26 protein-coding genes are annotated in these 22983 nt (G+C 62.4%); 6 read left to right on the top strand and 20 right to left on the bottom strand.

Features of this window, described 5'->3' with window-relative positions; genetic code table 11:
* Positions 1 to 338 precede the first annotated feature (338 nt).
* Together SynA1544_RS04835 and SynA1544_RS04840 are read right to left on the bottom strand one after the other, a co-directional pair.
* Positions 339 to 1625 carry a hypothetical protein gene (locus SynA1544_RS04835; RefSeq protein ID WP_186515018.1) on the bottom strand — a complete coding sequence of 429 codons (1287 nt, stop codon included), beginning with the start codon at positions 1623 to 1625 and terminating at the stop codon, positions 339 to 341.
* A gap of 183 nt (positions 1626 to 1808) precedes the next feature.
* Positions 1809 to 2333, bottom strand: coding sequence for a hypothetical protein (locus SynA1544_RS04840; RefSeq protein WP_186515019.1), 525 nt, complete (start codon positions 2331 to 2333; stop codon positions 1809 to 1811).
* Between the two features lie 323 nt (positions 2334 to 2656).
* On the opposite strand from SynA1544_RS04840, the gene SynA1544_RS04845 reads away from it, so the two are divergent.
* Positions 2657 to 2914 carry a hypothetical protein gene (locus SynA1544_RS04845; protein WP_186515020.1) on the top strand — a complete coding sequence of 86 codons (258 nt, stop codon included), beginning with the start codon at positions 2657 to 2659 and terminating at the stop codon, positions 2912 to 2914.
* A 163-nt stretch (positions 2915 to 3077) separates the two neighbouring features.
* Here the strand turns inward: SynA1544_RS04845 and SynA1544_RS04850 are convergent, their stop codons facing one another.
* The 5 genes from SynA1544_RS04850 to gloB form a co-directional block, all read right to left on the bottom strand.
* A complete protein-coding gene (locus tag SynA1544_RS04850) occupies positions 3078 to 3320 on the bottom strand; it encodes a hypothetical protein (protein ID WP_186515021.1) in 243 nt (80 codons plus the stop codon).
* Positions 3321 to 3420: 100 nt separating this feature from the next.
* Positions 3421 to 3621 (bottom strand): hypothetical protein, encoded by a 201-nt coding sequence (locus SynA1544_RS04855; RefSeq protein ID WP_186515022.1) that lies wholly within the window; start codon positions 3619 to 3621, stop codon positions 3421 to 3423.
* A 274-nt stretch (positions 3622 to 3895) separates the two neighbouring features.
* A complete protein-coding gene (locus tag SynA1544_RS04860; protein WP_006850228.1) occupies positions 3896 to 4123 on the bottom strand; it encodes a DUF3136 domain-containing protein in 228 nt (75 codons plus the stop codon).
* A 45-nt stretch (positions 4124 to 4168) separates the two neighbouring features.
* Entirely contained in the window at positions 4169 to 4561 is a 393-nt protein-coding gene (locus SynA1544_RS04865; protein WP_186515023.1) for a RidA family protein, read from the bottom strand.
* 64 nt (positions 4562 to 4625) lie between these two features.
* Entirely contained in the window at positions 4626 to 5375 is a 750-nt protein-coding gene (gloB, locus tag SynA1544_RS04870; RefSeq protein WP_186515024.1) for a hydroxyacylglutathione hydrolase, read from the bottom strand.
* A gap of 40 nt (positions 5376 to 5415) precedes the next feature.
* On the opposite strand from gloB, the gene hisG reads away from it, so the two are divergent.
* Genes hisG through SynA1544_RS04885 form a run of 3 tightly spaced genes read left to right on the top strand, consistent with a single transcriptional unit; the run spans position 5416 to position 8344 of the window.
* The gene (gene hisG, locus SynA1544_RS04875; protein ID WP_186515025.1) at positions 5416 to 6066 is read left to right on the top strand and encodes an ATP phosphoribosyltransferase; all 651 of its coding nucleotides are present in this window, start codon (positions 5416 to 5418) and stop codon (positions 6064 to 6066) included.
* Positions 6066 to 7844 carry an ABC transporter ATP-binding protein gene (locus SynA1544_RS04880; protein WP_115008812.1) on the top strand — a complete coding sequence of 593 codons (1779 nt, stop codon included), beginning with the start codon at positions 6066 to 6068 and terminating at the stop codon, positions 7842 to 7844. Before hisG ends, SynA1544_RS04880 begins: the two co-directional genes overlap by 1 nt.
* 14 nt (positions 7845 to 7858) lie before the next feature.
* The gene (locus SynA1544_RS04885; protein WP_115009240.1) at positions 7859 to 8344 is read left to right on the top strand and encodes a GNAT family N-acetyltransferase; all 486 of its coding nucleotides are present in this window, start codon (positions 7859 to 7861) and stop codon (positions 8342 to 8344) included.
* 9 nt (positions 8345 to 8353) lie between these two features.
* On the opposite strand, the gene SynA1544_RS04890 is transcribed toward SynA1544_RS04885, so the two are convergent.
* The 3 genes from SynA1544_RS04890 to SynA1544_RS04900 are packed head-to-tail and all read right to left on the bottom strand — an operon-like array spanning position 8354 to position 10801.
* Complete coding sequence (locus SynA1544_RS04890; protein ID WP_186515026.1) at positions 8354 to 9043, bottom strand: TIGR04283 family arsenosugar biosynthesis glycosyltransferase; 690 nt, start codon at positions 9041 to 9043, stop codon at positions 8354 to 8356.
* Positions 9031 to 9672, bottom strand: a complete 642-nt coding sequence (locus SynA1544_RS04895; protein ID WP_255477725.1) for a TIGR04282 family arsenosugar biosynthesis glycosyltransferase — start codon at positions 9670 to 9672, stop codon at positions 9031 to 9033. Before SynA1544_RS04895 ends, SynA1544_RS04890 begins: the two co-directional genes overlap by 13 nt.
* Before the next feature lies 1 nt (position 9673).
* Positions 9674 to 10801 carry a trypsin-like peptidase domain-containing protein gene (locus SynA1544_RS04900; protein ID WP_255477726.1) on the bottom strand — a complete coding sequence of 376 codons (1128 nt, stop codon included), beginning with the start codon at positions 10799 to 10801 and terminating at the stop codon, positions 9674 to 9676.
* Between the two features lie 83 nt (positions 10802 to 10884).
* On the opposite strand from SynA1544_RS04900, the gene dnaA reads away from it, so the two are divergent.
* Positions 10885 to 12282, top strand: coding sequence for a chromosomal replication initiator protein DnaA (dnaA, locus tag SynA1544_RS04905; RefSeq protein ID WP_186515028.1), 1398 nt, complete (start codon positions 10885 to 10887; stop codon positions 12280 to 12282).
* On the opposite strand, the gene SynA1544_RS04910 is transcribed toward dnaA, so the two are convergent.
* Genes SynA1544_RS04910 through SynA1544_RS04920 form a run of 3 tightly spaced genes read right to left on the bottom strand, consistent with a single transcriptional unit; the run spans position 12283 to position 14427 of the window.
* Entirely contained in the window at positions 12283 to 12951 is a 669-nt protein-coding gene (locus SynA1544_RS04910) for a ParB-like protein (protein ID WP_114988355.1), read from the bottom strand.
* 23 nt (positions 12952 to 12974) lie between these two features.
* Entirely contained in the window at positions 12975 to 14207 is a 1233-nt protein-coding gene (locus SynA1544_RS04915; protein ID WP_186515029.1) for a glutathione S-transferase family protein, read from the bottom strand.
* Positions 14182 to 14427 (bottom strand): hypothetical protein, encoded by a 246-nt coding sequence (locus tag SynA1544_RS04920; protein WP_041434546.1) that lies wholly within the window; start codon positions 14425 to 14427, stop codon positions 14182 to 14184. Before SynA1544_RS04920 ends, SynA1544_RS04915 begins: the two co-directional genes overlap by 26 nt.
* A 115-nt stretch (positions 14428 to 14542) precedes the next feature.
* Between SynA1544_RS04920 and gorA the strand changes: the two genes are divergently transcribed.
* Complete coding sequence (gene gorA / locus SynA1544_RS04925) at positions 14543 to 15901, top strand: glutathione-disulfide reductase (RefSeq protein WP_186515030.1); 1359 nt, start codon at positions 14543 to 14545, stop codon at positions 15899 to 15901.
* A gap of 14 nt (positions 15902 to 15915) precedes the next feature.
* On the opposite strand, the gene SynA1544_RS04930 is transcribed toward gorA, so the two are convergent.
* From SynA1544_RS04930 to SynA1544_RS04960, 7 genes are all read right to left on the bottom strand, one after another.
* Positions 15916 to 17421 (bottom strand): GMC oxidoreductase, encoded by a 1506-nt coding sequence (locus SynA1544_RS04930; protein WP_186515031.1) that lies wholly within the window; start codon positions 17419 to 17421, stop codon positions 15916 to 15918.
* Positions 17422 to 17425: 4 nt separating this feature from the next.
* Entirely contained in the window at positions 17426 to 18022 is a 597-nt protein-coding gene (locus SynA1544_RS04935) for a heme-copper oxidase subunit III (RefSeq protein ID WP_186515032.1), read from the bottom strand.
* A 4-nt stretch (positions 18023 to 18026) separates the two neighbouring features.
* On the bottom strand, positions 18027 to 19715 hold the full coding sequence (locus tag SynA1544_RS04940; RefSeq protein WP_186508906.1) for a cbb3-type cytochrome c oxidase subunit I: 1689 nt from the start codon (positions 19713 to 19715) through the stop codon (positions 18027 to 18029).
* Positions 19716 to 19718: 3 nt separating this feature from the next.
* A complete protein-coding gene (locus SynA1544_RS04945) occupies positions 19719 to 20654 on the bottom strand; it encodes a cytochrome c oxidase subunit II (protein WP_186515033.1) in 936 nt (311 codons plus the stop codon).
* The gene (locus SynA1544_RS04950) at positions 20651 to 21271 is read right to left on the bottom strand and encodes a DUF2231 domain-containing protein (protein WP_186515034.1); all 621 of its coding nucleotides are present in this window, start codon (positions 21269 to 21271) and stop codon (positions 20651 to 20653) included. Before SynA1544_RS04950 ends, SynA1544_RS04945 begins: the two co-directional genes overlap by 4 nt.
* Positions 21268 to 21768 (bottom strand): DUF2231 domain-containing protein, encoded by a 501-nt coding sequence (locus tag SynA1544_RS04955; protein ID WP_186515463.1) that lies wholly within the window; start codon positions 21766 to 21768, stop codon positions 21268 to 21270. The genes SynA1544_RS04950 and SynA1544_RS04955 overlap by 4 nt, the downstream gene beginning before the upstream one ends.
* A gap of 111 nt (positions 21769 to 21879) precedes the next feature.
* The gene (locus SynA1544_RS04960) at positions 21880 to 22965 is read right to left on the bottom strand and encodes a calcium/sodium antiporter (protein ID WP_186515035.1); all 1086 of its coding nucleotides are present in this window, start codon (positions 22963 to 22965) and stop codon (positions 21880 to 21882) included.
* Between the last annotated feature and the right edge of the window lie 18 nt (positions 22966 to 22983).

Consider the following 22983-nt stretch of genomic DNA (forward strand, 5'->3'; position numbering starts at 1 on the left):
CACCCCGTCAGCAATGGCGGGTTTCTTCTTTGCAACCAGTACGGTGCAGGCATGGCAGACGATGCAGAAGACAGGCTGGAGGCGCTGCCCGCCGCCTGAGCGGTGATTAAAGCGTGCGCACCTTAAACACTTTGGCCTCACCAGAAATAGTCACGTCAAAGAACCAATCCTTCCCGTCTGAGCTTCTTCGGCTGACCTTCCAGCTATCAACCTTTTCTGCTTCCAACGCTAAGCTGAGAGCATCGCCACTGCATCCAGAGCACTCCACTTGCTTCGTAGTGAACTCAGCCGCAGATACCTGAAAAAGCCGTTTCATCTGTAATCGCCACCCGCTTCGGTTAATCGGGATTGCCGTCAGTTTGCTGCATCTGCTGCTGACGGCTGGTCAGGGATGCGGTGAGCTTGGCGTTGGCTGCACCGAAAGCAGCATCGAGGCCAGCCTCATCAGTCCATTGGCCGTAGTGCTTCATGTGGGTGCGCACGTCGTGGCCCATTGATGCGGCGAGCTGTCTGAGAGGTATGCCGGCCAGTGCTCCTCGGTAGGCGTAGCCATGCCGAAGGCTGTACGGGGAGAGTCCTGGATTGGCCTTCACCAGCGCCGCCCAATAGGTATGGCGATCGAGGTATTGCCTGAAGGTGTGCCCACAGGTTTTGAAGTCTTGGGCGTTCAGGATCCCTACCGGCAGCTTGACCAGCCCACTGCTGAGCTGAGCCAGAGCCTGACCTGCTGTACCTGCGAGTTCTGGAATTTCAAGGGGGTAGGCAATGCGATCGGGCTTGGGAGTCCTTGCCGTGGCGCGGTTGCGCTTGACATTGCCGATCTTGAGCTTCCCGCCCTCCACACGCATTGCTTTCAGCTCCGCTGGACGTAGACCGAACAACCCCACGAGGGTGACGGCGAGGCGTAGCTCCGGCTTCTCGTAAAGGCTGTCGATCAGCCCGAATAGCTGTTCTGGTTTGACCGGGACTTTGTCCTCTTTCCTCGTCTCAGCTAGGCCGATCAGCTCTTGGAGATCGTCACCATCAGCAGGAAGCCAGCTTTGTTCTGCGCCGCATTTGGTGACTGCAAAGCGCAAGAAGCGGGAGACATCCAGCAGCGCACGCTTACGTCCGACGCCACCCAGCTTGAGGTCTGCAAGGTGCTGTTTGGTGTAGTTCCGCATGACCCCAGGGCCGTCATTCGCAGCATCGCGCCCTTTTGCTTTGATCAGCTCAACAGTTCGTTCGATCCGACGGCGTTCTTCGCGGTCGTAGGTGGCAGCCTTCACCTGTCCTGTGCCGACACGGCTGGCCTCATATCGCTTCACCACTTCGGGCCAGTTGGTGCACCCAGAGTTCTGGTCTTCTGCCGCACCGCTGATCAGTGAGTGGGCGGCATAAAGGCCCATCCCAAGATCAGCAATCTTTCGCTTCAGCTCACCGACGAGGACAAGAACCTCGGTGCTGCTGCTTGGAGCAAAGCGAATCTTGGTGGTGATTGTGGGGCGTTTCCCCTCCCTGGCGTTTCCTGTTTCACGACGCTGGATCTTGAAACAGCCTGAGCGTTCCTCCAGCACCCACCCAGGGCCATAGGTCCGCTTGACCGTGCCCCGCAGGTCCTTGAGCCAAGGAGCCGTTTTGACCATGAGCACCTGACTGGCAAGCAGGTGCTCAGGATGCCGTGATTTGGTGTGATTTCTGCTGTCATCTGCTCCTGCTTGCTGTTGCAGGTGAGGCGGGTATTTCTTGAAACCCCTGTGCTGCAATGGGTTTTGCTTGTCTCCGGTTTGGTTCTGGGTTAACGCTTGAGACGCATGGCATGCAGGGGGTCAGGAGTTCGAGTCTCCTTGGCTCCATTCAAGAGAAGCCCAGCCTTTGGTTGGGTTTTTTTGTTGCCAATGCGCGGCGACGATCACGCTCGATGCCCCGTGTTGGTGCAAAAAGATGAAGTGGTGCAATCTCTGGGCGCCCACCTGGCCAAAGGAGCTTGGCTGGGCATCTGAGGTTGGTTGAGGGCAGGATGGATGGATGGGCAAGACATCCAAGACGTCAAAGAAGGCGAAACAGACCTGCTCAGTCCTGCTGTGGCATAAGACGTTTATCAAGCGGATCAGACAAGCTTTGGTCTGAGCAAATACCAAATGCTGTGGATCACCTTCGGCAAAGGTCTGCTGATCGGCTACGTCCTGGCATTCCTGGTTCATCGCTGAATGGACTCCACCCAGAAGCTCGTTGAGAAACTGGTTGATAGACGGATGCGGGTCACTGGAGAGTCGCAGGCGGTAGCCACTGCCAACGTGATGGCAGCTTTCGAGAAGCTGAGGAAAGACAAGGAGTAGCCAGACCCGCTGCAAGCTTTGGGCTCCAAAAGCGAGCTAGATCGGGCTGCACCGTGGCGGCATAAGAAAGCCGGGTGCAGTCTCCAATCGCAACCCGGCTGACGCATTCACCTTTAGGTAGCTGGTCTTAGCCCGTCCCGTAGAACCTCGGTTATGGCTCAACTGTTCGGTGCGATACATGGGCTAACTGGCGCATTGACTTGGGGCACCGGCGGCACCGTGGGCTTGGCCTTTGAGGCGGGCTAAGGGGCCCGCTGAAGTCAATGACGGTTGTCGCTCAGATCACTGGCTAGTGGCATGGCATCCCTGTACAACCCGGGGGTTCATCAACGACAAGCATGCAGATCAACGTGGAGAAGGGCCTGATTGGGGCCGCTGTTCTTGGAGCGCTCGTCTTGCTCGCGCCGATCGCCAAGCAATCCAAGGAGTTCGTGAACTGCGTCAAAAACTCAGAAGACGCCATCGTCAAGCTGACTGGGGTTGAGTTTCTCGACAAGGACGGCAAGCCTGGATTCTTGGAGCGTCCTGTGGCTGTCCACTACTGCAATGGCGGTGACATCACCAACTTCCTGACGCTGTCGGCTCTCTCAGACTGAGGAGAACACAACTCTCAGCTGAGCCTCAGAACAAACCGGTCACAAGCTCTTTAACTGGCTGAGCAGCGAGGGATACGACCCAGGTGGATTGAGAGCCGCCTGGGTTTTTTCTTGTTGGCCACGCCCTGAGCCCCGCTATGGCAGCAGCAATTGGGCTGGCTGATCAAAAACCGCGGCCGTCACGCTCCCGCATTTCCAGGCGGAGTTGCTGGTAGCGAAGCAAGGCCCGCTCCTCATCCAATTGAGGAAACAACAAACGGGCCTCCTCCAGGCTCGGGGGCTCCAAGAGCCAGTCATCACAGCGATTCGGGGCCACTTGATCAGGGTTGCGTTCCCACAGCTGGCGACCTGGCAGAAACCAGCCAAACCTGCGACGAAAACGATCGAACAGCTCGAGTGGGTGCATCAGATCACCCTAAGAAGATCACAAATCCAAGCGCTTGGATTTGGTGATATCCAGCAGCCCCTCCCTCGAATGAGGGAGGACGCAGTTGGAGTTTCTCCCCCTAATCAGGGATGCGAGTTTCTCTTGTAATTCCTCTATGAGAAACATGAACAACAGACTCGTTCTGGGGCATCAGGCTTTGCGGTTGCCGCCGCCTTGGATCCTCCCCATTGCGCCAGGGGGTGAACATCAGGAAATTTCCGGCCACCAGTCCTGCCGTCACGATCACTGCGGCAATCTGCTCGAGATGTTCGATGTCCATCCCTGCATTGTCCCGCTTTCCCTAAGCAAGGGTGTCCCATGCATCGTCGACGGCTTGGGATTCAGCTCGCTCTGCAGTTCCAGACATAGGAAAGCTCCCAGCATCACTGTGATAACCCCAAGCCCCTGACTCAGCTTGAGTCGCCTTTTGGGCTTGCGAAAAATACAGCGGGTCATGCCAGGCCGTTGATTCTCAGCCTGGTTTAACGCCTGTTTTCAGTTCAAATTGAAGCGTTGGCCACGAGAACGCTGGGAAAACGCTGAGACAACCGCTCTCAATCCTCTTTTGGATTCTCCAGGTCGCGGCGGATCAGGGCCAGCAGGTAGGAGGGCGATTTGTAGCGGGTGGGCAGGCAGCGGTTCAGCGTTTCCAGATGCCCCCAGCAGACGGTGCGCTCAATGTCTTGAACGGTTTTTCCCTGCTGGAGGAGACGCCGTAGCGCCTTGCAATACATCGGATAGCCCGCCTCTAATTCACCGATGGTGAGTTTCGCCTGAGGCATAGGACCACTGAAGCCAGTTCCAACCTATGCCCCCGCGGGCCAGGCTCAGCTGCCGAGCCAGGCGACGCAGTCGATTTCCACCCGTGCTCCCTTGGGGAGGGCTGCCACCTGAACGCAGGCGCGGGCTGGGCTGACCCCCTCGCCGAACACCTCGGCATAGATGCCATTCACGGTTGCGAAATCGCCCAGGTCCGCCAGGAACACCGTGGTGCGCACCACCTGAACCGGGGTGGCGCCAGCTTCTTTCAGCACAGCACAGAGGTTTTTCAGCACCTGATGTGTTTCCGCCGCCACATCACCGTTCCCCACCATCGCGCCGGTGGCTGGATCCAGTGGAATCTGCCCGGAGCAATAGAGCCACTCGCCGGCCAGCACTGCCTGGTTGTAAGGCCCAACCGGTGCAGGTGCGTCTTGAGTGGTGATGGCCTTGGCGCTCATGGGCTGGTTCTCAACAGCAATCACCACGATCATCGCCGTTGGTGATCCCCTGCTTCGCCATCGCTCATGCCGGCCGCCACTGGTCCTTGTGCTGACGCAGCACGGCCAACTCCGCGGCTGAACCGGCCTGCATGAACAGGTTGGTGCGGCGTTCCATGGCGATGCTGCTGGGCAGGCTGAGCTCTCCTTGGGCACGCAGCGTCCTCACCTCCCGGTAGCGCTCAGCCAGAACTGCGTCGCTGGGGCGTTGCTCCACGGCCCATTGCAGGTTGGCCTCGGTGTACTCGTGGGCACAACAAACCCTTGTGGCTTCGGGCAGTTCCGCCAGCTTCTGCAGGGCCTGATGCATCTGTTCAGCGCTGCCTTCAAACAGCCGGCCACAGCCCCCGCTGAACAGGGTGTCCCCGCAGAACAACAGGGGCCCGATCTCGCCGCCCTCGGGCTTTGGGACGAAAAAGGCGATGTGGGCCCGGGTGTGGGCCGCCACATCCAGCACCTCCACCTCGTGCCCAAGAACAGTGATCTGGTCCCCATCCCGCACCGGCATGGTCTGGAACGGGATCCGCTCCCGGTCTTCCGCGGCGGCAATCACAGCAGCCTCGGGCCAGCGTTCCAGCAACTCCGGTGTGCCGCCGATGTGGTCGGCGTGGTGATGGGTCTGCAGCACGGCGGCCAGGCGCAACTGCCGTTCGTCCAGCCACTCGCGCACCGGAGGCGCCACGGCGGGGTCGATCACCACGGCCTCCGCGCCCCTCACCCAGATCCAGATCACGTTGTCGTGGAGCACCGGCAGGGCATGAAGTGAGGAATGCATCGTTAAAGTCCTGCCTGGTTAACCGGTCAGCGCTGGACCCATGATCACCGTCGCGTTGGCCAAAGGAGCGCTGCTCAAAGACTCGGTGGCACGCTTTGCGGCGGCTGGTCTTGATTTCTCCGCTGTTCTTGACAAGAACAACCGCCAGTTGATGGTGCCCACCCCCTGCGGGCGCGCCCGGGCCCTGCTGGTTCGCAACGGCGATGTGCCCACCTATGTGGCCTACGGCCAGGCTCAGCTGGGGGTGGTGGGTTACGACGTGCTCAAGGAGCATCAACTCCCCGTCGCTCAACTGGTGGACCTGGGCTTTGGTGGCTGCCGCATGGCTGTGGCGGTTCAGGAGAGCAGTGGTTACACCCGGGCTGCTGATCTGCCCGCCCACTGCCGCGTCGCCAGCAAATTCACCCACTGCGCCCGGGAATATTTCGATGCCCTCGACCTTCCCGTTGAGTTGGTTCACCTCAATGGCTCGGTGGAGCTGGGGCCAATCACCGGTATGTCAGAAGCGATTGTCGACCTGGTGGCCACCGGTCGCACCCTGCGGGAGAACGGCCTGATCGCCATCGAAGACCTGTTCCACTCCACAGCTCGACTGGTGGGGCACCCCCTGTCGGTTCGCCTCGACCACGGCCCCTTGGCCTCCATCGTTGATGCGATCCGCTCAGCAACACCCGTCGGGAGCTCCAGCTGATGGGGGCCGTCGCCGACTGGCGCCGGGTCCGTCGTCTGGGCCGTTATCTCGTGCGGGATCGCCGGCGGCTGCTGGTGGCCCTGCTGCTGCTGCTGCCCTTGGCCTTTGCCGGAGCACTGCAGCCCGTTCTGCTCGGTCAGGCCGTCAGCGTCCTGCGCGGAGAGCCCAGTCTTCCCTTCCTTTCGGGGATGAGCCTCTCTGCCTCGATCCGCGTGATCATTGGGCTCTACTTCGTTTCCGTGCTGCTGCGGCTCGGCCTGCAGGGGGTGCAGCAATTCAGCATCCTGGCCGTCGGACAACGGCTCACAGCTCGAATCCGCGACGACCTCTTTGAACATGCGTTGTCGCTGTCCCTGCGGTTTCACGACCGCATGCCGGTGGGCAAGTTGCTCACACGGCTCACCAGCGATGTGGATGCCCTGGCCGAGGTGTTTGGCAGTGGTGCCGTGGGCGTGCTCAATGATCTGGTGAGCCTGCTGGTGCTGGCCTCAACGATGTTGTTCATCGAGTGGAGGCTGGGGCTGCTGCTGTTGTTCACGCAGGTGCCCGTCACCCTGGCCGTGCTTTGGCTGCAGCGCCGTTACCGCAAGGCCAATTACCGCGTGCGTGAAGAGCTTTCCCAGCTCAATGCCGATTTCCAGGAGAACCTCCAGGGCCTCGAGGTGGTTCAGATGTATGGCCGTGAAACGGTCAACAGCGCCCGCTTCCTGCGCACCGGCATGCACTACCGCAGCGCTGTGAACGGAACGATCTTTTTCGACAGCAGCATTTCAGCCTTCCTGGAATGGGTGGCTCTGGCCGCCATTGCCCTGGTTCTGGCCCTTGGCGGCTTGATGGTGACCAATGGCGCCATGGGCCTTGGCACCCTCACCACCTTCATCCTGGCCTCCCAACGCCTGTTTGATCCGCTGCGTCAGCTGGCGGAGCGTTTCACCCAGATCCAGGGTGGGCTCACGGCGGTCGAACGCATCGGCGAGTTGATGGAGGAGCCCCTCGAGATCGCTGAGGCCAAAGGGGTTCTCCCCCACGTGAGTGGCGGTGGCGGCGAGGTGATCTTCGAGAACGTGAGCTTCGCCTATCGGCCGGACGATCCGATCCTCCGCAACCTCTCCTTCCGCATCGCCCCCGGAGAACATGTCGCCCTGGTGGGCCCCACGGGGTCGGGCAAAAGCACGATCATCCGCCTGCTCTGCCGCCTGTATGAACCTCAGCAGGGGCGCATCCTTCTGGATGGACGGGACATCCGCACGATCCCGATGGCCGATCTCCGGCGTGAGTTGGGCGTCGTGCTTCAAGACACGTTCCTGTTCAGCGGCAATGTGGCCGACAACCTTCGGCTCAATGCGTCGGTGAGTGATCGAGAGCTGGCTCAGGTCTGTGCTGAGCTTGGTCTCAACGAGCTGTTGGCCAAGCTTCCCAACGGGCTGGAGACGGAGCTGCGCGAGCGGGGCGGCAACCTCTCTTCAGGCGAGCGCCAACTGCTTGCGGTGGCCCGGGTGGCGATCCGCAAGCCAACGGTGTTGGTGATGGATGAAGCCACCGCCTTCATGGACCCTTCAACGGAAGCGACGCTGCAGGCTGATCTTGATCGCCTGCTGCAAAAGCGCACCGCCATCGTCATTGCCCATCGCCTGGCCACGGTGGAAGCCTCGGACCGCATTCTTGTGCTGCGCCGCGGTGAACTGATCGAGCAGGGAACCCATCGCGAGCTAAGGGCCCGTGGCGGGCTCTACGCCCAGCTGGCTGATCTGCAGGAGCGGGGGTTGGCGCGTCTGTGATCGCTCCTCTGCCCATGCCTGCTGATCCTCTGTTGGAGCAGTACGGCCAGGGGGCGCGTCTCTGCCCCTGCGCCAATGACCAGATCACCTTGGTGTTCAGCCAGGAGTACCCCTTCGATCTGGTGGAACTCGAGCAGTTGCTGGAAGCGGTGGGCTGGAGCCGCCGGCCGATTCGCCGGGTGCGCAAAGCCCTCAGCCACAGCCTGCTCAAAGTTGGCCTCTGGCGGCACGACCCACGGGTGCCCCGTCTGGTGGGATTTGCCCGCTGCACCGGGGATGGTGTTTTCGAAGCCACCGTCTGGGACGTGGCCGTGCATCCCCTGTACCAGGGCAATGGTCTGGGCAAGCAGATGATGGCTTACATCCTCGAGGCCCTGGATCAGATGGGAACCGAGCGGGTCAGCCTGTTCGCCGATCCGGGCGTCGTCAGCTTCTATCAGGGCCAGGGCTGGGATCTCGAGCCCCAGGGCCATCGCTGTGCCTTCTGGTACGCCAACTGATCGGATCCTTCAGCGCCGGTAGAGCCGCAACAGCTGCTCCGTTGATCGCCCCTGCCGCCACAGCCAGCGCAGTCGGGCATTGCGCCAGGCCTGCACCAGCACGCTTCGCTTCTGCCAGCGCTCTGCGCTGGTGAGCAGGGCACAGTTCAGTGAACGGAGGGGAGCGACCTGGCTCAGGCGTTCCACCAGGTCCAGGTCTTCCATCAGCGCCAGAGGCCGGTAGCCGCCCACGCGCTCATACAGCTGGCGCTGAATCAACAGGCCCTGATCGCCGTAAGGGCGTTGCAGCCAACGGCTGCGCAGGTTCACCATCCGCTCAAGCAGCCACAGCATCGGCCGCCCATGCGCCTCCACCTTGAAGTCGAAGCACCAGGCGCTGAGTTGGCCCTCCGGGCTGCTCAGAATCTGCTCCACCTTGTGGTGCCAGGTGTCCGGCAGGCGGCTGTCGGCGTGCAGCACCAGCACCCAGGCATGGGAGCTGTGGCCAACGCCCCAGCGCAGCTGTGGACCCCGCCCGGCGGTGGGGCTGTCGAGCACGGTGGCGCCGGCCAGCTGAGCCACCGCCCGGGTGTGATCCCTGCTGCCGCCATCCGAGACGATCACCTCCAACTCCCCCGGCCATCGCTGCAGATCCGCCAGCAGCAGCGGCAGCCTGCTGTCTTCCTCCAGGGTTGGAATCACAACGCTCAGCCCTGCCATGGCATCAGATCGCTCCAGTGATCCAGATCATTTCGTTGGGCCACGAGGGCCGATGAGAGCTGCCGCCTGCGCGCCGCCTCCAGCGTTGCCTCCAGCACCTTGGGGCCGCCCCAGGGAATGCCGATCAGCGGCCAGTGCTGCGGGCTGCGGATCAGGGATGTGCCGATCCCCAGCAGCCAGTAGCCCCCATCGGAGGCTGGCCCCAGCACCAGGTCATGCTGCTTCAACCGCTCAACGGCCTGCCTCAAATCATCGGGATTGAGTTCGGGCAGATCCGTGCCGATCACGAGGCAGGGCCTGTTGTGGCGATGGCCGTGCATCAATTGCCGTCGCAATCGGGTGCCGAGTTGCCCCCTCCCCTGCAGCCGCACCTGCCCCAGCCCCAGCTGTTGCCCCCAGCGAGTGGCCGCACGGGGGCCGAGTCCGCTCACCGCCAGCACCGGCTCGATCTCCATGGCGCCGGCGAGGTCCCGCAGCACCGCTGCGGTGTGCTGCGTGAGCCGCCGTTGGATCCTTGTGGCGCGTTCGCTGCTGTTGGCCAAGCCCAGCTCATGGTTGAGATCGCGGCTCAAGCGGCGTTTGCATCGGCCCGGTGATGGCCAGCGGGCCATCACAACGATCTGCACCATCTCAGTTGTTGCGGGGCAGTTCCCGCGGGCGCACCTGCACGATCAGTTCTTTCCCATTGCGTTGAAGGGTGAGCTGCATCGGTTCCCCCACCTGGCCGCGGTCCACGGCGAGTTGCACTTCCGTGGGGGTTTGCACGGGGTTGTTCTCCACCTTGAGGATCAGATCGCACTGGCGGATGCCGGCCGCAGCGGCAGGAGTGCCTTTCACCACCTCCTTCACCAACACGCCATTCAGCTCGGGCACCGTGCAGGCGCTGTTGGTGGCGTTGATTTCCCGCGCCAGCTGCGGCGTGAGGTTCATCAGCTGCACGCCGATGAAGGGATGGGAGGCCTGACCGGTGCTGACGATCTGTTGCGCGATCCGCTTGGCCAGGTTGATCGGAACCGCAAAACTCAAGCCGCCACCTGGGGCTGTGCGGATCGCGGTGTTGATGCCGATCACCTGACCGGCGGCATTGATCAACGGGCCGCCGCTGTTGCCGGGGTTCACCGCTGCATCGGTCTGGATGTAGGGAACCCGCTGGCCGTCACCGATCGCATTGAGGCGGCCGACGGCGCTGATGATGCCGGCCGTCACGGTGTTGTTCAGGCCGAAGGGATTGCCGATGGCAATGGCCCATTCCCCCGGCTTGAGCTGGTCGGAGTTGCCCAGGGCCGCCACCGGCAGGTTGTCGGCTACCACTTTCACCACCGCCACGTCGGTGAGGGGGTCCGTGCCGAGCACCTTGCCCTTGAAATTGCGACCATCCGGAAGGGTCACGGCCACCTGATCCGCACCGCGCACAACGTGCTCGTTGGTGAAGATCAGGCCGCTGGCCCGGGTGATGAAGCCGGATCCCTGGCCTTGCTGTCGCTGGCTGGAGGGACCCATCCCAAAAATCCCTCCGAAGGGGTTGGAGATCTCCTTCACCACATCGATGCGCACCACGGCCGGTCCAACACGATCCACCGCTTTCACGATCACGTTGTCCCCCGGTTGCAGAGGCGCGCTGCGGGGCTGATCATTCACCACCGGAGGGGCTGTCACCGGCGCTTTGGGGGTTAATCCCAGCTGGTCCCTCACCAGGCTGCAACCGGCAAGCGCGCTCCCGGCGAGGGCGATGGCGAGCCAATGCTGGGCGTTGGGCATCACGACGAGATGTGTGCTGATGCATTTAAGACGGCCTGAACGAATTGGCATGCGTAGATTCAGCTCTCGGGCGATGGGCGGTTTTGGTGCAGACGGGCGAAGAGCTCTGGGTCAAGGTGCGGGATGGGTTGCAGGCCAAGCTGAGCAAGCCCACCTTCGAGACCTTCATTCGCCCCACGGGTTGCAGCGGCTTTGCCGATGGAGAGCTGAAGCTTCTGGCACCGAATCCTTTTGCCAGTGTTCGTCTGCGGGAGCAGTTGCTGCCCACGATCGCTGAGATGGCCAGCAGCATCCACGGTCAGCCCGTTCAGGTGACCGTTCTTGCGGAAACGGCTCTGCCGCTGCCGGACACTGGCGATGAGGCCTCAGCCCCCAGTGATGCGGCTCGGCTGCCAGCGGCCCAGGAGTCGGCGGCGGCTCCGGCCCGCAGCGGCTCCCCACGGCGCTACCTGCCCGGACTCAACCCCCGCTATGTGTTCGGCCGTTTTGTGGTCGGCCCCAACAGCCGGATGGCCCATGCGGCTGCTCTGGCTGTGGCCGAAGCACCGGGCCGGGAGTTCAACCCCCTGTTCATCTGCGGCGGTGTGGGGCTGGGAAAAACCCATTTGATGCAAGCCATCGGCCACTACCGACTGGAAATCGATCCCGGGGCTCGGGTGGCCTATGTCTCCACCGAAACCTTCACCAATGACCTGATCCAGGCCATCCGCAAGGACGGCATGCAGGCCTTTCGCGATCGCTATCGCGCTGCCGATTTGATCCTGGTGGACGACATTCAATTCATCGAAGGCAAGGAGTACACCCAAGAGGAGTTCTTCCACACCTTCAATGCCCTGCACGAGGCCGGGCGTCAGGTGGTGATCGCCAGTGATCGTCCCCCCAGTCAGATTCCACGCTTGCAGCAGCGCTTGATCTCCCGCTTCCAGATGGGACTGATCGCAGACATTCAGTCGCCTGACCTGGAGACACGCATGGCGATTCTGCAGAAGAAAGCGGAGCAGGAGCGCATGTCGCTGCCCCGTGATCTGATCCAGTACATCGCCGGTCGCTTCACCTCGAACATCCGCGAGTTGGAAGGGGCCCTGACCCGGGCTGTGGCCTTCGCCTCCATCACGGGGCTGCCGATGACCGTGGAATCCGTGGCACCGATGCTCGACCCCACGGGGCAGGGGGTGGAGGTCACGCCGCAACAGGTGATCGACAAGGTGTCTGAGGTGTTTGATGTCACGGCCGAGGAGATGTGCAGCAGCACCCGTCGCCGCGCCGTGAGCCAGGCCCGTCAGGTGGGGATGTACCTGATGCGCCAGGGCACCGACCTCAGCCTGCCGAGGATCGGCGACAACTTCGGCGGAAAAGACCACACCACGGTGATGTACGCGATCGAGCAGGTGGAGAAGAAACTGGCCTCCGACCCCCAGCTCGCCGGTCAGGTGCAGAAGGTGAAGGATCTGCTGCAGATCGATTCCCGCAAGAAGCGCTGATCAGCGGCAGGCTTTCTTGTCACCTTTCCAGCCCGGCATGTCCTGTGCAGCGGCTGAGCACACCAGCTGGCGGGCTGCTGCGAGTGCCGGCTCCAGGCGCCTGGAGCTGAAGGGGGGCAGGGGCCGGCTGCGCAGCCAGGCACCCCAACGAAACTCGTGATACGGGATCAGGGGCTGAGGCTTGATCCACCCCTCCTGCTTCAGCTTCCACACGAGGCTCCTGTAGGGATCGTCGTCCAGTCCCAGCAGGCTCGTGGGCAGCTGCTCGGCCGGGCGAGGGCCGTTGCCTCGTCCGTCGTAGAGGTAGAGCCAGCCCTGGTTGTGCAGATGGGCCAGCACAGCGCTTCGGTCGGCGGTTGGCAGCTCCTCCACCACGTAACCCCAGGTGGTGGCCCCTGGATCAATGCCGATCAGGCCTCGCAGGCGGTGGTGCCGGTCCAGCATCCACATGGCGCCATCGGCAGATCGGATCAAAGGAACCGGTTTGCCGCGCAGGTAGTCAAGACGTTGCTGACGGGTGTCCTGGGCGAAATCCTTCTCGCGCGACCAAATCTCCGCCAGTCCCACACACCACTGGGTCGGCTGCAGCTGCGCCGCTGACACCTCAATCAGATCGGTCCCCCGATCGGGGGCGGGGATCGGTTGGTAAGCGGGCAGCCGCAGGGGCACGACTCAGCGTTGACGCCCCTGCACTATGACCCAATTAAGAATGGTCGGGGATCCTGATCAAAGCGATCCCTCACCGGCAAGGGCTTGGCCTGCTCAGGGCCATCCAGCTGGGCGGTGGCTTCAAGGGCCTGACGCAGCAGTCGAGCGGCCGGGAGTGGCATATCCCTTGGCACCGAAATGCGATCGCGCAGATAGCGCAGCCCGGCGGCACTCCCCGCTGGAGGCGGGCAGGGGGTGTTGCGAACCAACCGGGTGAGGGCACAGCGCAGGGGCTGGTCAAAGGCTGCAGCACCCATGGGGTTCACCTCGCGCAGCCGTTGCTGGTGACGCAGCACCCGGCTCAGGGCGATGACGGCCTGATCGGCTTGATGGTCCGCATCCCAGCAGGCTTCGTCCTCGCCGAGGCCATCACCTCGGTCGATCCGTTCGGCCAGGCGCTTTGCTTCCGCTCCATCGTCGGGCCAGCAGCCGCCCATCTGGGGCGGCAGGTCATGGGCATGGGTGTGAAAGTCGCTTTGGGTGCCGCGGTAGGTCTCCAGTTGCTCCAGGGCACGGAACCAGCGGTCAATGGCTGGATGCTCAGCCCTCAGCCGGTATCCCTTGTAGTAAGCCAGCGAGGCATTCATCCGTTCCACGTAGGGAACGAAGATCAGATCCACGGTCTGCGGCTCCGGGCCCCGAAGCCATGGGCCTTCGTCCCGGTTCAGCTCCCGTTCGAAGCGCCGGGCGATGTCTTGAAACTGCTCTCGGGCCAGAACCTGTTGCCTCGGACTCAGCCGTGGTGAACACAGCCAGATGCACCAGGCCTGAAACAGCAGCCGTTCAAGACGGCGCAGCTCCAGAGCTTCCGGCACTGTCATCGCCATGCCCAGGGGGCCGAACTGCTGTTCGAGGGCCAGCAGGATGTCGTCGCTTTCGGTGATCAGCCGCCCGTTGAGCTCCAGGGCCGGCAACATCCCTGAGGGCACTTTCTCCAGGAACCACGGCTCCTTCGGGCCGTAGCAACGCATGGTGACTTTGCGGATCCGGTAGGGGATGCGCTTGAACTCCAGCCAGAGCCAGATTTTTTGGCAGTAGGGGCACCAGGCGTGGTGGTCGCGGTACAGCGTGACCATCACGTTGGATTCAGGCTGTCCGAACAGGCGCAACGTGGCCTGGGCACTGGTCGGCCCTTCAATCCGATTCGGTTCCGGCATCGCCAGGCTGGCCAGGTCCGACCAGCTCAGGGGTTCAGCTGATTCCGATGAAAGGCGCATGCAGGATCGGCGCAAGCGTTGCCCGTCCATAGGACTGCCAGTCACCCAGTTCGTGCATCAGCGCCAGACAGTCCTGCTGGCGGCCCTGATCAGCCAACTGCTTCAGCCGCAGTTTCATGTCGTCGCTGGTGATCATCATCACGATCTCGCGGCGTTGCGAACGTTTGAGGCGCAGCTCAGGTTCAGGCGGCTGCCTGCGGCGCTTGGAAGAACGATTCATGGTTTTAGGACGCGGTTGAGATACGACCGACTCGTCTTGGGCCTTTATGGCCCCCTTCCCTGGACCATAACGCCATCTTTACGATGACGCCCGTCGTCTCGAGCACCCTTCTGTTATGGGCGCTGATCTGGATCTGGTTGTGCTCGGAGCAGGCTCCGGTGGTCTGGCTGCTGTGAAACGCGCGGCCCGTCATGGAGCCCGCGTCGCCATCGTCGAGGGCGATCGCGTCGGCGGTACCTGCGTGATCCGCGGCTGTGTTCCCAAAAAGCTTTTGGTGTACGGAGCCCAAGCCCGCCATCAATTGGCGGATGCCTCGGCCTACGGCCTTGAGATCGGTTCGGTGCGTTCGGATGTGCCTGATCTCCTGCGTCGGGTGCGCGCCGAGGTGGATCGGCTCAATGCCCTCCATCTCGGATTTCTGGACAAGGCCGGCGTTCAGTTGATCTCCGGTTGGGGACGCTTCACGGCAGCAGATCGCATTGGCATTTCCGATCAACGCGGTGGGCCTGTGCGAGAGGAACTCTCGGCCACGCGCTTTCTGGTGGCAGTTGGTGGCCGGCCGGCCCGGCCGGAGATTCCTGGGGTTGAACACACCTGGGTCAGCGACGACATGTTCCTGCTGGAGGATGTCCCCTCAGCCGTGGTGGTGGTGGGCGCAGGCTTCATTGCCTGCGAGTTCGCCTGCATCCTGCGGGGCCTTGGTGTTGCGGTCACCCAGGTGGTGCGTGGTCCGCGCTTGTTGCGCGGTTTTGATGCTGAGTTGGCCGATGCCGTGCTGGGTGGCATGCATGAGCAGGGCATCGAGGTGCTGTTGGAGCAAACGGTGGTGGCCGTGGAGGGAGAGCCCGGGGCGCTGACGGCGCGGCTGGGCAAGGGTGAGTCTTTGGCTTGCGGCGGTGTGTTGATGGCCACCGGGCGTCGCCCCTGGCTTGCGGATCTTGGGCTGGATGCTGCCGGCGTAGCGACCGAGAACGGCCGCATCAGGGTCGATGCCAACTCCTGCACCTCGGTTCCCCACATCCATGCCGTCGGTGATGTCACCGATCGGGTCAACCTCACGCCTGTGGCCATTGATGAAGGTCGTGCCTTCGCCGACAGCGTCTTCGGGTCGCGTCAGCGGCAGGTGAACCACGACCTCGTGGCCAGTGCCGTGTTCAGCGATCCAGAGCTGGCGACCGTGGGCCTATCGGAGGAACAGGCCATCGAACGCCATGGCGTGGATGGTGTTGTTGTGCATCGCGCCCGCTTCCGGTCCATGGCGCGGGCCCTGCCCGCTTCCGGCTCCCGTTGTCTGCTCAAGTTGGTGGTGGAGAAGGCCACCGATCGGGTGCTGGGCTGCCACATGGTGGGCGAGCATGCCGCGGAGATCATTCAGATGGCGGCGATTGCCGTGGGGATGGGCGCCACCAAGGCTGATTTCGATCGCACCATGGCACTGCACCCCTCAGTTTCAGAGGAGTTCGTGACGATGTAGTCGACGGCGCCCCGTTAGCTCAGGTGATCGGCAAGCCGCAGCGCTAATGCGATCACCGTGAGGCCTGGGCCAACGCTCGGGCAGCTGGGAAAAATGCTGCTGTCGGCGATGTAGAGGTTATCGAGCTCATGGCACTTGCCCCGGGGGTCCACCACAGAACTGGCGGCGTCTTCTCCCATCCGGCACGTGCCGCAGCCGAAGCCCACCACGCTCAGGGGGGCTTCCCCACGGGCATGGGTGGGAGCCTTCAGCACCACCTTGGTGATCGGGTCGTTCTCCACCTCTTTAAGGGTGTCGATCCAGCGGTACACCAGCCGGTCGTGGGCCTCGCGGTTGTTGGCGATGTAGTTGATCCGGATCTGCTCGTTGTTGAGCCACACCTTGTTGTGGGGATCCGGACGCACCTCGGTCATGGCCCACCAGGCGACCGAGCGGGAGGCCAGGCGCTCCAATCCGAAGTCGGGGATGAGCTTGGTCACCAGCGAGAGCACCGGTGGTGACTCGGCAAACAACGCGTCCTGCAGCACGCCGCCGGCGGCCTGAATGTGGCCCAGGGGGAAACTGACGTTCTTGTCTCCCCAGTAGTAGTCGTTGATTGCCAGGGAGCGTCCGTAGCGGCCACTGTTGCGTTCCGTGGCCAGCTGCAGGATCGAGGTGAGCTGCAGATTCATCAGGTTCCGGCCCACCTGATCCGATCCGTTGCTGATGCCCTTGGGGTGGTGGGCATTGTCGGAGCGCATCAAGATCGCAGGGGTGTTGATCGCCCCCGCAGCGAGCACCACCACATCCGCACTGAACAGCCAGGCATCGCCGTTCACGTCTGCTTCCACAGCCCGGATGGCGCGGCCACTGGGATTCACGTGCAAGCGCAACACCCGTGCGTTATCACGCACGCTGAGCTGTTTGGGTTCACCCACCTGCAGCCCAAACAACTGGGCGTCACCACTGGGATCGTCGGCGTCCTCCGACCAACTGATCGGGATGTCGTAGGGCTGACAGCCCTGACGCTGCAGGGCACCGCGCAGGGGTTCGAGGAAGGGTTCGATGGGCTTGGGCGGCGCCAGGAAATCTCCCTTGCGCCTGGGTTCGGTGGGATCAACCCCCGCCTTGCCATGCACCCGATACAGCTGTTCGGCCTGTTGGTAGTAGGGCTCCAGCTCGGCGTAATCCAGGGGCCATGCCGGTGAGATGCCGTCCTGAAGGGCCACCTCCTCAAAATCCTTTTCACGCATGCGTTCCAGCACCGCGCCCCAGATCTTGGTGTTGCCACCGCGGGCGTAGGTGGTTTGCGGGGCAAAGGGATCGCCGTCAGGGCCGAACCAGCGTTCGCCCTTGGGGTGGTAGCGATCCTTGCGGAACAGATCCACGTCGGCGACGTTCTGGTCTTCGAGGGCCATCGCTCCGCCGCGCTCCAGCACCAGCACGTTCTTGCCCTTGCGGCTTAGGGCGCCCGCCAGGGTTCCCCCGCCGGCGCCGCTGCCGATCACGATCACGTCGTAGTGGTTGTCGTCGATGATCATGGAATTACTGCCACACGTAGATCAGAAGGAAAAGAAGGATCCAGATCACATCAACGAAGTGCCAGAACAGGCTCACCGCAGCAACGCCCATCTCGCCTTTGTCGTAGTTCCCGGGAACAAACGAACGCGCCAACATCAGGCCCATCAGCAGGACGCCGGTGATCACGTGAAGGCCGTGAAAGCCGGTGAGCAGATAGAACATCCCGCCGAACACACCGCTGCTGAGGCTGAAGCTGAGTTCCGACCATTCGACGTATTGGCCGTAAACGAAATAAGAGCCCATCGCCATGGTGAGCAGCCACACCGCCCGGAAGCCCCAGAGGTTGCCCTTGTGCAGATAGCGCTCAGCGAAATAGGCCACAAAGCTGGAGCTCACCAGCACAACACTGTTGATCAGCGGCATGCGCACCTCCAGCCCTTCGACGCCATCCGGTAGCCATTGGGGGGCTGTGAGCTTGAGCACGGCGTAGCCGGCAAAGAAGGCCAGAAAAATGACGCTCTCGGAGCAGAGGAAGATCACGAAACCGGTCATGTTGTGACCGTCGTGCTTCACATGGCCCGGGGTGTGATTCAGCTGCAGATCGGGATTGACGCTGGTCATCGGCTCAGGCCTCCTGGGAACGGCGCACGTAAAACTCCTCGTCCTCAACGAGGGGGTGCCCCAGGCCGTAGCCGTAGGGCTCGCTGATCACGGTGGGGATGTCGTCCTCGAAGTTTTCAGCCGGTGGCGGTGAGGGCAGCAGCCACTCCAGGCCGATGGCCCGCCAGGGATTGGGGGGAGCCTGAGGCCCCCGGGCCCAGGAGCTCACCATGTTGAGAATGAATGGGATGGAGGCGACGCCGAGCATGAAGGCGCCGATGCTGGCGATCACATTCCAGATGGCGAATTCCGGGTCATAGGAGGCAACCCTGCGCGGCATCCCCAGCAACCCAGCCCAATGCAAGGGCAACCAGTTGAGGGTGGCGCCGATGAAGGTGAGTGCGAAGTGCACCTTGCCAAGACCCTCGTAATACATGCGGCCGGTGAATTTGGGGAACCAGTGGTAAATCCCAGCGAACACACCGAAGCCGATCGTGTTGAAGATCACGTAGTGGAAGTGGGCCACCACGAAGTAGGTGTTTCCCACGTGCACGTCGATGGGCACGGTGGCCAGCATCACGCCGGTGATGCCGGCGAAGATGAAGTTGAACAGGCCACCGAGGCAGAACAGCATCGGGGTGCTGAGGCGGAGATTGCCTTTCCACAGGGTTCCCAGCCAGGCGAACACTTTCACGCCGGTGGGAACGGCGATCAGCATCGTGGTGGCCATGAACAGATTGCGCATCCACATCGGTGTGCCCGAATAGAACATGTGGTGCACCCACACGATCAGGCTGAGGAAGGTGATGCCGAAGGAGGCGATCGCCACAAAGCGATAGCCGAACAGGGGCTTGCGGGCATAAACCGGGAACAGCTCGGAGAAGATGCCGAACACCGGCAACACCAGCACGTACACGGCGGGGTGCGAATAGAACCAGAAGAAGTGCTGAAACAGCACGGGATCACCGCCGCCCTCAGGCCTGAAAAAGCTGGTGCCGAAGCTGAGGTCGAACAGCAGCATCACCGCACCACCGGTCAGAGCGGGCAGGCCGACAAGCTGGATGGTCTGAGCGGCCCAGGCGGTCCACACGAAGATCGGCATCTTGAAGAAGCCCATGCCGGGGGCCCGCATCCGGATGATCGTCGTCACGAAATTGACGGCGCCCATGATCGAGGAGATCCCCGAAAGAGCCACCGCAAGAATCCAGAGAAACTGGCCGTTGATGAAGTGGTTTAGGGGGTTCTGCAGGCTCATCGGTGGGTAGGACCACCACCCCGATGACGCCGGCCCCCCGGGGGCGAAGAAACTCCCCATCAACACCACCGCGAACAGCGGCACCAACCAGAAGGCGGCCGCATTCAGCTTGGGGAACGCCATGTCCGGCGCACCGATCATCGTGGGGATCAACAGGTTGTTGAAGCCGTTGAGAATCGGGAACAGGAATAGGAACAGCATCACTGTTCCATGCATGGTGTAGAGGCCGTTGTAAACACTCGGATCCACCAAGTCCGCCGGCGGTGTGATCAGTTCTCCGCGCACGATCATCGCCAGCAATCCCCCCACCAGCAGGAAGAACAGCGAGGTGGCGATGTACTGAATCCCGATCACCTTGGCATCGGTGTTGAAGCTGAAGAAGCGCTTCCAGTTGTCCGGGGCACCGGGGACAGGGTGCGGCGCCTTGAGGATGCGTGGGTCGTAGTTGGTGGTGGTCATGGCTCAGGCGTCGTGCGGGAGAGATGGATCACCGGGGTCGTTGACCAGGGGCGCTGGAGCCGGTGGCACCGTGGCCCAGCCTTTGTCACCACGGGCGATGCGGCGGTCGTAAAGCGTGCGGCCGGGGTCGAGGCCGGGTTGCAGGGCTTGCTTGGCCGAACGCTTCAGCCAATCGGCGTAGGCCTGCTCCGATTCGACGATCACGTTCGATTGATTCACCGACATGTAAGCGCCACTGAACATGGCGTCGCGCAGGCGGAAGCGTCCCTCTCGGGTGGGCGTGAGGCTGTAGGAGATCAGGCTGCCGGGAACGATGTCCTGCTTCAGCCGGAAGGCCGGCACATAGAAGCTGTGAATCACGTCCTCGGATTGCAGCTGAAGGTTGACCCTTTGATCGATGGGGAGGTGCAGTTCTGAACTGCGAACGCCATCGGGATATCTGAATTCCCAGCTCCATTGCCGCGCAATCACCTGGATGGGTCCCACCTGCGCCATGGGATCGGCCGAGAGCAGTGCGCCGGTGTCGGCACCGATGGCGTACTTCTGCTTCGGCCCCAGGGCGTTCAGGGTGTCATTCACCTTCATGGACGTGAAGGCGATGGCGAACACCAGCAGCAGTGGGATCACGGTCCAGATGATCTCCAATTTGGTGTTGCCCTCAATCGGTGCTCCGTCGCTTTCGTCGTATTTGCCGGCCCGGTTGAACAGCAGCACCCAGCCCATCACGCCGGTGCAGCCGAAGAAGATGAAGGAGCCGATGCCGGTTTCCAGGGCGAACAGATCGTCGACGTACGCCGCTGCGCTGGAAGCCTGCGGCGGGAACCAGCTGTAGGACCATGTCGCCATCGCCTTGGCGATCACCAGGTTGATGGCTACCGCGATGCCAATGATCACGATGGCGCCGAGGTTCGGGCCGCTCTTGGGGGTTGTGCTGGTCATGGCAAGGCCTCCTGCAGATCGGCGCCAGCGGCCAGCAACTGGTCTGCGGTGATGTGCACGCCGAAGTCACTGGCCAGCCAGGCGCCCAGGCTTCCGTGCAGCCCCATCACCAGCAGCATGGCGATGCCGCAGAGCAGATACAGCCAGCTCACCTGACGGCCCAGGTCCTTGCGCCAGACAAAGCGTTGGTAACCACGCCAGATGGTCATGGCCACGATCACCAGCAGGATCGCGACGCCACCGATGGCATGCCAGAGCATCGTGTCGATGGCGGTCTGGCCGAGAATGCTGCGGATGCCTGGCAACGGCACTGCCAGCAGCATTTCGTAGAACCCGGCGGCCACGGTGAAAAAGCTGATGCCGCTGCAGGCGACGAGGTTGTACCAGCCCACGTCGTGGAAGCCGCTACGGGTGACCGGCAGAGCCAAGTAGCGGAACAGCCGTTTCTCCAGCGGGTAGAACGCACCGGCCACGTCGAACGCGATGGCGATCGCAAACAGGCCGATGGTCAGGTGCACCAGGTTGGGGTGCAGCGGAATCGCGTAAGGAAGGTTGTTGGCGCCGAGGGAGTCGGCGATGTCGTTGATCGGCGATGCGATCGCGGCGAAGTGGGTCACGACACCACCCCCTGACGGATGGCTTCCACCACGGGGACCGTGTGCAGTCCGTAAACCCAGACCAGCTTGTCGCCGAGATACACCTGCGTGATCACAAGCCCCGCCAGCACCACATCAAGGGCCAGAAAGCCCCTGGGCAAGTTGGCCGGATCCTTCTGCCGGGCGACGTAGCGCCAGCCCGTGAGCAGGGCCAGCACGCCGGCCAGGGACCAACCGATGGTGCTGTGAATGTTGAGGATGTCCCGCGAGGCGCCGTAGGGATTGGCCAGACCGGCCTCCACCTGGCCGAAGATGATCGCCACAAAAATCGCCACGGTGGCGACGATCAGGTTCCAGAAGCTGACTTCAAACAGGTTTTTTTTTCTGCTGATAACACCAATCACGTCGAACACCACCGTGATCAGCGCCATGGCGATCACGAAGTGAACGACGATCGGATGGATGACGTCGAGCCAGGGAAGATTTTTGTCGTTGAGCGGTGGAAGCAGCTCAAGCATCGGCAAGCCGATCGACACACACCAAGGATGACCACGGTGGATCAAACGGTCATCACCAGATGTGCAAATACAACTCCATTCGTCTCTTCATAGGCTTCACCCGCGATGCCGCTAGGTCTTGGTGCGCCAGAACACCAACGCCTGGGTCATGATCACGATCATCACCACCGGCAGCACAAAACAGAGCATCAACAGCCGGAACTCATCTGACCAACTGGCGAGGCTTGTTCTTGGAAGAACGTTGTCAACGATGTAAAGGATGTACAAACCAAGCAGCAATCCACCCTCCAGTCGGCTGATCCGTCCGCGCGTCCAGAAGATCGGCAGGCAAGCCAGGCTGGTGAGCAACATCACGGGCAGATCGTCCTGAATCAACTCGGGGCTCACGTCCAGGCCGCGGCCAGCGGCAGCCAAGGCGCCACCGCCCAGCACCAGCAGCAGGTTCAACAGGCAGCTGCCCACCACGTTGCCGATCGCCAGATCGGTGCGCCCGCGCAGGGCGGCCACCAGGGAGGTGATCAATTCCGGCATCGACGTTCCAGCGGAAACGATCGTGAGACCGATCACCGCTTCACTCACCCCTAAATAGGTCGCGGCAGATGTGGCGCCGCTCACCAACACCTGTGATCCAACGGTGAGGATGCCGATGCCTGCGATCAGTCGCAGGACGGCAAGAGTCCAACCGCCGCTCGCTGCGTCCTCTTCGATGTCAGGTTCAGCGCTACCGCTGTCGTCCGGTTCTTCACGGGCGGTGCGGATCTCCCAGACGGTGTTGATCACAAGCCCCAACAGCAAGGCCAGGCCCGCTTGCCAGGTCACCCGTCCTGCGGAGGCCATGCCCCAGACCGCCGCCGAGATGGCAATCATCAGAGGCACATCCCGCCTCACCAGGCGGCTTTCAACCCGCAAGGGCAGCACAAGGGCGCTGCTGCCCAGCACCACCATCACGTTGAAGATGTTGCTGCCCACCACATTGCTCACGGCGAGGGCGTCAGATCCCTGGAGCACCGAATTCAGGCTCACGAACAGTTCCGGGGCGCTGGTGCCCAGCGACACCACCGTGAGGCCGATCACGAGCTGGGGAATCCCGAAGATCACCGCCATGGCGACGGACCCCTGAACGAACAGTTCCCCGCCACCGAACAGCAGTCCGATGCCCAGGAGCACTTGGATCGAGGCCTGCAGAAATTCAGGCATGGGGCGAGCTCAGCTGTA

The sequence above is a fragment of the Synechococcus sp. A15-44 genome (assembly GCF_014280115.1).
In the GTDB taxonomy this organism is placed as follows: domain Bacteria; phylum Cyanobacteriota; class Cyanobacteriia; order PCC-6307; family Cyanobiaceae; genus Parasynechococcus.